This window comes from Planktothrix sp. FACHB-1355 (assembly GCF_014748295.1).
GTDB classification, from domain to species: Bacteria; Cyanobacteriota; Cyanobacteriia; order Cyanobacteriales; family Aerosakkonemataceae; genus Aerosakkonema; species Aerosakkonema funiforme_A.
This window is the reverse complement of record NZ_JACJUP010000128.1, coordinates 1-9,595: the sequence shown is the minus strand read 5'-3', so window position 1 is coordinate 9,595 and position 9,595 is coordinate 1. Positions and strand designations below refer to the sequence as shown.

At 40.2% G+C, this 9,595-nt stretch carries 4 protein-coding genes; 1 reads left to right on the top strand and 3 read right to left on the bottom strand.

Annotated elements, in window-relative coordinates; genetic code table 11:
• Window positions 1-637 (top strand): DUF928 domain-containing protein (locus H6S82_RS08485; RefSeq protein ID WP_191056150.1); only part of this gene is annotated, 637 nt, incomplete at its 5' end.
• A gap of 4 nt (window positions 638-641) precedes the next feature.
• On the opposite strand, the gene H6S82_RS08480 is transcribed toward H6S82_RS08485, so the two are convergent.
• From H6S82_RS08480 to H6S82_RS08470, 3 genes are all read right to left on the bottom strand, one after another.
• A complete protein-coding gene (locus tag H6S82_RS08480) occupies window positions 642-3,356 on the bottom strand; it encodes a CHAT domain-containing protein (protein WP_190462940.1) in 2,715 nt (904 codons plus the stop codon).
• Window positions 3,357-3,367: 11 nt separating this feature from the next.
• A complete protein-coding gene (locus H6S82_RS08475) occupies window positions 3,368-6,256 on the bottom strand; it encodes an S-layer family protein (RefSeq protein ID WP_190462943.1) in 2,889 nt (962 codons plus the stop codon).
• A 68-nt stretch (window positions 6,257-6,324) separates the two neighbouring features.
• Window positions 6,325-9,595 (bottom strand): proprotein convertase P-domain-containing protein (locus H6S82_RS08470; protein WP_191056149.1); only part of this gene is annotated, 3,271 nt, incomplete at its 5' end.

The window sequence follows — 9,595 nt, the reverse complement described above, 5'->3', positions numbered from 1 at the left end:
ATGTCCGTCTTTGAATGAAAATGATATCCTTATAACTGCCTTAGTGCCTGCTGTTAAACAAACTTCAGATAGGCAACAAGCAATTAGTAATTCAGTGCCTCTGCTAGATTTAGTAGGAGGATTAACAGTTGATAGTCGTCCAACTTTTTGGTTTTATATTAACTATAATTCCCGCCTTAACGCGGAATTTGTGCTACAGGAAAAGCAGGGTAGAGAGCTTAAAGGTATTTACAAAAAACTTTTAGAACTACCTGGGAAGAAAAGCTTTCTTAGTATCACTATTCCATCAGATCCGCAAATCCAACCTTTAGAAATAGGCAAAGATTATCGGTGGATATTTTCTATTATTTGCAATCCGAATGAACCGTCAGAAAATATTTTCGTAAACGGTGGTGTGCAACGAGTGACAAGTCCTACCGTTAGCGATCGCTTGGATACAACTAACCCGCGAGCGCTAATTACCTTTTATGCTAAAAATGGTATCTGGCATGAGGCTATAACTCTTTTGGGAAATCTCTATTTCAAAAACCCATCAGATAAGCAACTGGCTGCTGATTGGGCCGATCTCTTGAGGTCTGTTGGTTTGGATGAAATTGCTAAAGAATCGGTTGTGGAGCGCTATTCTCCAAAAAACTAAACAACTATAACCAATTACCCACCAAAATGTAGGAAGCCCAGTGTGCTGGTGCTTCATATCCGTACTTGGGATTTGTCAGTAGTTCCTTTTGTGCAAGACGCAAAGCTTCTACTTTATTAGGCACTTTTGGATTTCTTAAATTGTTATAGAATAATTCCATTAACTGGGCGCTAGACTGATCGTTTAAAAACCACAGCGACGCGATCGTGCTACGCGCCCCAGAACGTACTGCTATTCCAGCGAGCCCTAAAACAGATCTCTCATCTTCCGTCGCTGTTTGACAAGCACTCAAAACAAGTAATTCTATCGGTTCGGATCTGTTTTGGCTTTGGATTCGGAATATATCGCTTAACTCTTTGATATTGATACTTGTATCAAAGGCACGAATAAATGTTTTTTCAGGTTGGGAACTAAATTGCCCATGAGTTGCCAAGTGAACTACCGAAAAAGGACGCGAGTTGAGTAGGTTTTTAAAGTCGTCTCTGATGAACTTTTCATCACGCAGTTCTTTTGTGGAAACTAAATTTTTTATTGTATTCAACTCGATTCCAGCATATTCAAGACGATCCAATCCCGGTAGTTTTTTAGTAATTCCCGCACTCAAAGCTTCTAAACGTTCTTGACGAATATTTCGGGGGTTTTGTAATTCCAATCCTAAATTCAATGCAACAGCATATTTTTCTATCAAATATTCTTTACCGTCATATATTGCTGCCATTGGTATTTGTCGTAATTTGCCATCTTGTACGAATACCAAAGTTTTTACTTGCTTTGAATCTAAAGGTGTTTTTGGATATTTTTCAGCTGGTTCAATCAACCATTCATATAATTTTTGAGATAAAGATAGATATTCTTGGCTTTCCGACGCAGGATTTTGTATTTTTTGCCTTAGTTGTTCTATGTTACTTTTTACTTCTATCTGGTTAACATTACTTTCGTAGTAGAGCAAGTCATCTTGCTTAGGTAATTTGACAATAACTGCCAATCGTGTTGGTAAAATAATCGGATAAAGGATCGCGGCATTGTTTTCGTCAGCAACTTTGTCCAACTTTACCGATTTCTGATTCTGTAAGCTACACCCTAGAAAGTTTTCCAATTCAGCTACTTGCAGATCGGCAACCAACTGACGTGCTTTATCGAGATTATCCTGAATAGGTTGATCTCCTGATGATGGCAATAGTAATTCAACTAACTGTCGATAGATTGGTTCGACGCTTTTACGAAATAAAAATTCAATATCTGCATTAGCTAATAAATCTTGGCGGATAAACTTTAGATCTCCGACTGCTGCTTCATAAGCTGCGATCGCACCTTTGATATCTCTTTGCTTCTCAAGTAAATATCCTAACTGCCATTCCCAAAGGTAAGTAATTTCCCTAGCCTTAATAGCTTGAGCGATAATTAAAGCTTGCTCGGTAATTTCTTTACTATGATTAATATCTTGATTTTCTAAATACAACCCACCTAAATAGCCCAAAGCATAAGATTCTGCTTGTTTGTCTTCCAGGCTTCTTGCCTCTTGAACAGCCATCGCTAAAAATTGGGCAATCTCTTTCCACGATAAAGTATTAACTTGATTTGTTTGTTTCAAACAAGTTAAAGTTTTGGCATAATTAATTTTAGCATAAATTGCTGTTCTACTAGCTGGTAATTCCTTGAGTTCTGCCTTTATTTCGGGTAAAGCTTCCTGAATATTTGCCAAATTAGCTGTAGATAACGATACACTTAAGTAATTTAGCTTGGCTTGAAGGCGTGTAGTAGGGGAAACAGACTTAGTAGTAGCATCCTGATAAAAGTTGGCAGCGCGAGTGTAAAATAGCGCTGCTTCTTGGCTACTTCTATACGGGCAGTTTAAAGGTGTAATATTTGGTTTAATGGCGCTATCTTGCTGGGATAATATTTTATTGCCCTTGGAGCGTTCCATGTTACCCAAGCTGAGGAGAGTAGCACTTATTTCTGGTGGCGATTGTAATAATTGTGCTACTTCTAAACTTTTCTTTAAAACAATCTCAGATTTATCTAGATCGCCAATCACTTGCAGAACATCACCAAGACTGCGTAATAAACTGGCTTTTTCTAAAGAGTTCGGTTGTTGTTCAATAATTTTCTTCACATCTTCTAAAGTTTTTTCGGCTCGATTATAAAGCCCTATTGATTGCAGAGCTTGAGCAGTGTTTATTTGACTGCGTATTTTACCAGCATTATCGCTAATTTTTTCATAAATATTAACAGTTTCTTTCCAGGAGGTCAAAGCTTGTTCTGCTTGTCCTGTTTCTAACTGCAAACGTCCTTGAATATCGAGAGTTTGAGCCAAAACTTTCAATCTATTTGTAGAATCACCTAACTTTCGCTCAGCTTCTAATAAATTTAAACTTTCTGTAACATATTTTTCGGCTTTTTTCCATTCTCCAAGCTGCTGGTAAGCTAAAGAAAGATTACTAAAGATGGTAGCTTGCATTAGCCTATCTTGTTCGGCTGAAGAGTTTGATATTGCACGTAACAAAACCGTTACTGCATCATTGAAACGTCCACTTTCATACAAAGCCCTTCCTTGTTCAACCAGTTCTGGGATATTGGAAAAGCGGTTTTGGGCTTGAGCATTAAGCAGAAAATGAGGAAAAGTAATGTGTATTCCTGCACTCGCAATTACCACCAAAATATATAGTAAAATTTTTCTATGCCACTTAGCGCTTCTCTGAAAAATTAAATTTTTCATCATAAATATCCTTTTTAATCTGTGTTCATTTGTAGTAAGTTCGGATTTTGTAGGAAGCGATGGCAGGTTGCAATACTTTCTCCTGAATTATAAGGTACGGCTGTCGCAGGGCGCTCTGTCAAAACTACCTCACCTTTAGCATTAATTTCCCACCCTTGCGCTTCGACTATTCGGGTATATTTAGGAATCGTGAAATTAGCTGAAATTGAGCGATTTTCTCCTCTCGGAGGCAAAGTAACCCAATTAACCAGCACGGTATTACTGCGAAGTGCTTCACTGGGATTAGCAGGTAATCCGCCACTTCCGGTGATAATAAAACTACCTTCATCCGCCGGACATCCCCGCGCAATTTGTCGAGGGGGTTCAGGATTTGGTAATTGCACTAATCCTTGAGCGGGGTCAACATCCGGCGTGTTAATTTCCACCACGCCATTAAATTCAGGGCCAAGTTCAGAAGTAGCTGTAATATCACTTGTTATTTCCGAACCTTTTTCCCGGTATTGAGTACCAAATATTCCTTGTGTATTCACTGTTACTCGACCGCCAAAGCCGCGTGCAGCATTAGCGGTTATATCGCTATTTTCTAAAGCTACTATAGTATCAGTATCGATCGTGATGTTGCCACCAATAGAAGAGTTTGTATTAGTGGTAATGCTGCTTCCTCGACGCAGTTGAATATTGTTTGAGGTTAATTTTATATTGCCGAAATCACCTGAAGCTGTATCGGCATTAATAATTCCATTGTCCATAAAGATATTATCAGACCTAACGGTTAAGTTACCAGCAGCAGCAGTTCCAGACCCTAAAAAGCTGCTTACAGTTGCCTTAGCACCATCGCGGATAATCAAGCTTCCAGCCGTAACAGTCAAACTTCCTGCATCACCAGATGAATATTCTCGCGTCCGAGCAAACAAACCACTAGCAAATTCTCCATTAGTTCCTATTAGTTGCACTGAATCTAAAGCATCTATTGTGACACTCCCTCCAGAGCCTGTGCTAAAAGTAGAAGCAGCTACTTGTGCGCCATCGGTGAGAGTTAGATTTCTTGTATAAATCTGCAAATTTCCCCCATTTCCACCTGCATCTTTTTCACTTGTAGCTAATAAAGCACTTGGATATTCACCATCGAATGATATTCCTGACAATTCTATCGAATCAGTAGGATTATTTCCTCCTCCAATTCCCCGCACTATTAAATTGCCAGCTTGTCCTTTACCAAAAGTGGTAGCTGATATTTGTCCTCCATCTTGTAAAATTAATCTTTTGGTTTCTATGGTTAAATTTCCCCCGTTTCCTGTAGCTTCATAATCAGTAACTTGAGCAAATATACCACTAGCTAAAGAATCATTATTTCCCCTAATTTCTACTGAATCTGAAGCACGAATTAGCAAATTTCCGGCATTTCCTGCGCCACCAGTAGAGGTTGATATTTCCGCTCCATCTAAAACTCGCAAGTTGCCAGTAAGAATTGTTAAATTTCCACTTATTCCAGTAGTTCCAGGCTCAGACTGAGAATTTAAGTTGCTATTGATGAGTTGTACAAATTCCGAGGCATTAATTGTTAGATTACCAGCTGCACCAGCACCAGAAGTAGTTGTCGATACTGCGGCTCCGCCTTTGATGTTGAGTTGTCTAGTTTCAATACTTAACTCGCCTCCATTTCCTGTTGCTTCTGGCTTGACTTGAGAAAACAAGCCACCTACAAAGTTAGTTTCCTTTTCCCCGAATATATCAGCTACATTAACTAATTCTGTAGCGCGTATGGTTAGGTTTCCTGCATTTCCCTCCCTAAAAGCAAAAGTACCTATTTGCCCTCCCTCAACTGTTAATTTTCCGGTTTCAATCGTGATATTACTGCCATTTCCTTGAGCAAAGTTTTGACTGAGAAAACTGCTGCGAAATAATTCACCTCCCTTAGTAGGAGTAGCGTCAAGCAAATCTATAGATTCAGAAGCTTTAATAGTAAGAGAACCTCCTTGCTCTGTTCCTTCTGTTATCGCAAACATTGTGGAACCATTTTGTAATGATAGTTTTTGTGATTGCACTTGGATTTCGCCGTTGTTTCCACTGGCATCTAATGATGAGGCATTTAATAGTTGAATTGTTCCATAATTATTTGTTACCTGTTGGTTGTTAATTGTCAGCTTTTGATTACTGCTATCAACAGACACCTGACCATTAACTACAGACCATAGTTCAATTCTTCCTCCAATGGCAGTGAGATTTCCTCCTTCTAAAATCACATTACCGCCTACCAGTGCCAAAGTGGTACCTGGCTGAACTTTGAGGCCATCAGGTCTAGCATCGCGGATGATTTCTTCTCTATTTCCTTCTTCTAAATTTATTTCTAAATTGTGACGTCGCCCCATTACAGTAATCTGTCCTGGTGTTCCTTGGAATTGCAAGCCAATGGGTACGTTGACAGTTAATAAAGGTGGTGCTTGAGGATTTGTAGCACTGAATTGAGTACCATCTTTAAAAACAAAGCTATTAGCTGTACTGGCTAAAAACGAACCGCCGATATCTAGTTTTGCATTAGGGCCAAAGATTATACCATTTGGATTGAGCAAAAATAGATTGGCAGTACCGTTAGCTTTGATTAAGCCATAAATGTTGGAAATGGAGCTACCCGTTACCCTCGTGAAAATGTTCTGAATATCCAATCCATTATTGAAAAACGCCGTACCACCAGTGGGAACATTAAACTGCTCGAAGCTGTGAAACAAATTGTTTCCCGTTTGAGTTCCTCCCTCAATGCGGCTGGTATTGCCGTCGGGTATAGCGATCGAATTATTCGGAAGTGTAGCATCGGGAATAATTTGCGCCCACGTAGGACACACAGAAGTCAGGCAGTAAAGAGCAATACTGCCACTAAGCCCAAATCGGTAAATACCCTGTTTCATTAAAAGCGATCGCTCCAAGACGGTCTTATTTTACTTTTTAAACGCACCGTGAGAAAGAATCGTTGTTATCACAACCGCTCGTTGACGAAAATATCGATACTGTTGTTGGTGTCTCCTGGCACTAAGTTGGTTGCCAAAGAATAGAACGCCGCATAGCGTCCATCTGCACTAAGGGATACGCTATCGCTGGCATTGTTTGCTTGAGTACCGTCAGAGGCAACACTTATCCGTCTGGTTTGACCTGTAATTAGATCCTTTACGAAAATATCAGCAACTCCGTTGGTATCTCCATCTACTAGATTAGCGGCGTTAGATCTGAAGGCTACATAACGTCCATTGCTACTGATGACAGGATAAGAACTATAGTCGTTTCCTTGAGTGCCGTTAGAAGCAACGCTTGCTCGCATTGTTTGTCCCGATACTAGGTCATGTATAAAGATGTCATTCTTAAAGAGATTGGTGTCTCCACCTGAAACTAAGTTCGTGGCGCTGGAGGTAAAAGCTACATAGCGTCCATCAGCGCTAATTGAGGGTTGAGCGCTATTGCTATTACTCTGAGCACCGCTTGATGAAGCAACGCTTACTCTGGTTGTTTTTTGTGTTTCTTGGTCGTACACAAAGACATCACTGTACCCATTAGTATCTCCAGGTACGAGGTTATCAGCGCTAGAAGTAAACGCAATATAACGTCCATCGGCACTCATTGAAGAACTACTATTGTTTAGAGAACCGTCTATAGTGCTTAGCTGCTTAGTTTGTCCTGTTTGGCGATCATATACGAAGAGGTAAGTCACACTCGATATGTTAGTCTCTCCATTTTCTATCCAAGTAACCAATACAGAAGAATTGTATGTTACATAACGTCCATCAGCACTAATTGATGGAGTGTGGCTGCCGTTTTCCCTCTGAGTACCATCAACATTTAAGTTTACCCTTGTGGTCTGACCTGTTTGCCGATCGTGTACGAAAATGTCCTGCGCTCCATTTGTGTCTCCAACGACTAGGTTAGAAGCAGAAGAGCCGAAAATTACATAACGTCCATCAGCACTAATTGTAGGTCTGTAGTCACTATCGCCGTTTGCCTGAGTACCATTAGTGGCGACGCTTATTCGTGTAGTTTGTCCTGTCTGGCGATCGCGCACGAAGATGTCCCTTGCTCCGTTTGTATCTCCTGCTACTAAGTTGGAAGCTTCAGAGGAGAAAGTTATGTAGCGACCATCAGCACTTATTAAAGATCCATAGTTGTTATTATTTGCTTGAGCGCTGTCAGAGGCAATGCTTACTCGATCGGTTTTACCAGGGCTTATTACCTTTAAGCCTATATTCTTAGAAAACTCTGAGGTATTGTTGTTTGAGTCAGTTGCAGTCGCGCTAATGAATTGACTAATTGGAACTGAGGTTGGCAACTCAACTGTAAAGCTGGCATTACCACTGCTGTCTGTAGTCACATTCTGGAAACCAAGAAACTTCTCGCCTTCCCCATAGCCCAGAGGAGTTAAAAGGGTTCTAAACATAAATACAGGACTTGGATTACTGTTAGAGAAAAATTCTAGCCTGAAAGTAGTTTCTGGTGTGCTGTTAAGCATTCCTTCAATAGTAGTACTATTGTCGTTGCTAAAGGCAGATATAAGCACTGGGTAGTTCTGGTAATTGTTAGGCCCAATATCAGTATCTCCTATATCATTTGCCCTGTCAGGGTATTCCTCTTCCAGTGAAATTCCTTTACTACCGCTGGAAAATATGCTATTTGAAAGAATTGCATTATTAATAGAACGAAGATCAGCGTTTGATAAATCGATGCCTATATTGTTAAAAGCAATAGTATTACCCTCTCCCCGTGCAGTTCCTCCAATAATATTGTTAGCAGAATCATCCCTAATCCAAATTCCCCTACCATTCCCTAACGCATCGGTATTGGTGATGTTTATGTCTGTACCAATATAGTTACCTTGTATTATATTACTCGTAGTACCCGCCATCGTAATACCAAAACCATTACCTGATATAATATTTCTTGCTTTTGTGGTAGCTCCTCCAATGAGGTTGCTAGATCCACTCAAAATACTTACACCAGAGGAATTCCCTAATGGCTGGGTACCAGTCACGTCGGTGCCAATAAAGTTTCCTTCAATGATGTTGTTACCCTTTGTTTGCAATACAATTCCAGAAGAATTAAATCGATTAATTATCAGACCCCGCACAATGCTGTTCCCAGCAGTAATGGATATACCAGCTACACTAATTAAGTTTGTGCCTGCACTACTACCATCCAATTCAATAATTGGCTTATCAGCAAACCCACGCTGAGTAGTACCATCAATAACAACTGGATCAGTAATTGTTGGCAATGCTGATGTAGGTCGAATTGTGAAAGCACCCGTAACAGGATTGTAACCAGTATCTGTAGTTGGAATATTGAACCGGATTGTATCTTTACCCAAATTCGCATTTGCAAATTCAATAGCAGCACGCAAACTTCCCGGCCCACTATCATTAGTATTAGTCACAACATTTGGCACTGGCACTGAGTCATTATCTGTAATTACTACAGTCCCACTATTAACTGTTCCCGCATTGTAAGCTGCATCAGCATTTAAACTCAATATTACTGTTTCATCGCCTTCATATACAGCATCATCTTTTCCTGCCGTAATTATAGGAATTGGTACAGAACTTGCTCCAGCAGGAATAACTACGCTGCTACTAATATTGTTGTAATCCGTACCATTAGTAGCAGTGCCAGCTACAGTATAATTGACTGTTAATGGATTTTTAGTATTCCCAGTCCGAGTAACTATAAACTGACCCGGATCGCCACCTTCTGTCGCACTAGCATCTGTCGCCATCATCGTTACTATCGGTTTAGTCCCATAAATATTCAACTTCCAACTATTCCAATCTCCTTGAACTTGGTTGCCTTTACCATCAAATACTTGCAACTTCCATTCGCCCTTAGAAGATTCACCCCAGTGACGGACTGAGGTAAAAGTCCACCAATTCGATTTTGGCTTAATACCTTGATAAATACTATTGGAATTACTAGCGGGTGTTGGTGTAGGTTCAGTTAAAACTGACTCTGTTTTACCATCTGGAGAAGTGAGGACTACCTTTAAATCACCCCAGTCTTGATGGATAGCATTAAGTTGTACCTCCACCTTTTCGACAGTAATATCCTCGTCAATCTCAGTTGTCGAAAACGTTCCTGATTGCCAATCGCCATCAGGTATATCACTATCAGCAACATTTTCTAAGTCAGATGAAATTACCGTTTCCTCTGCTAGGGGTTTCCAGTTGGGCGAACTAACGTATTCAACGGCAGCTTTAGCATCAATTGCGCCA

Coding starts and splice junctions, on each gene's coding strand:
- H6S82_RS08475 (WP_190462943.1), bottom strand. CDS start 6,256: ATGAAACAGGGTATTTACCGATTTGGGCTTAGTGGCAGTATTGCTCTT.
- H6S82_RS08480 (WP_190462940.1), bottom strand. CDS start 3,356: ATGATGAAAAATTTAATTTTTCAGAGAAGCGCTAAGTGGCATAGAAAA.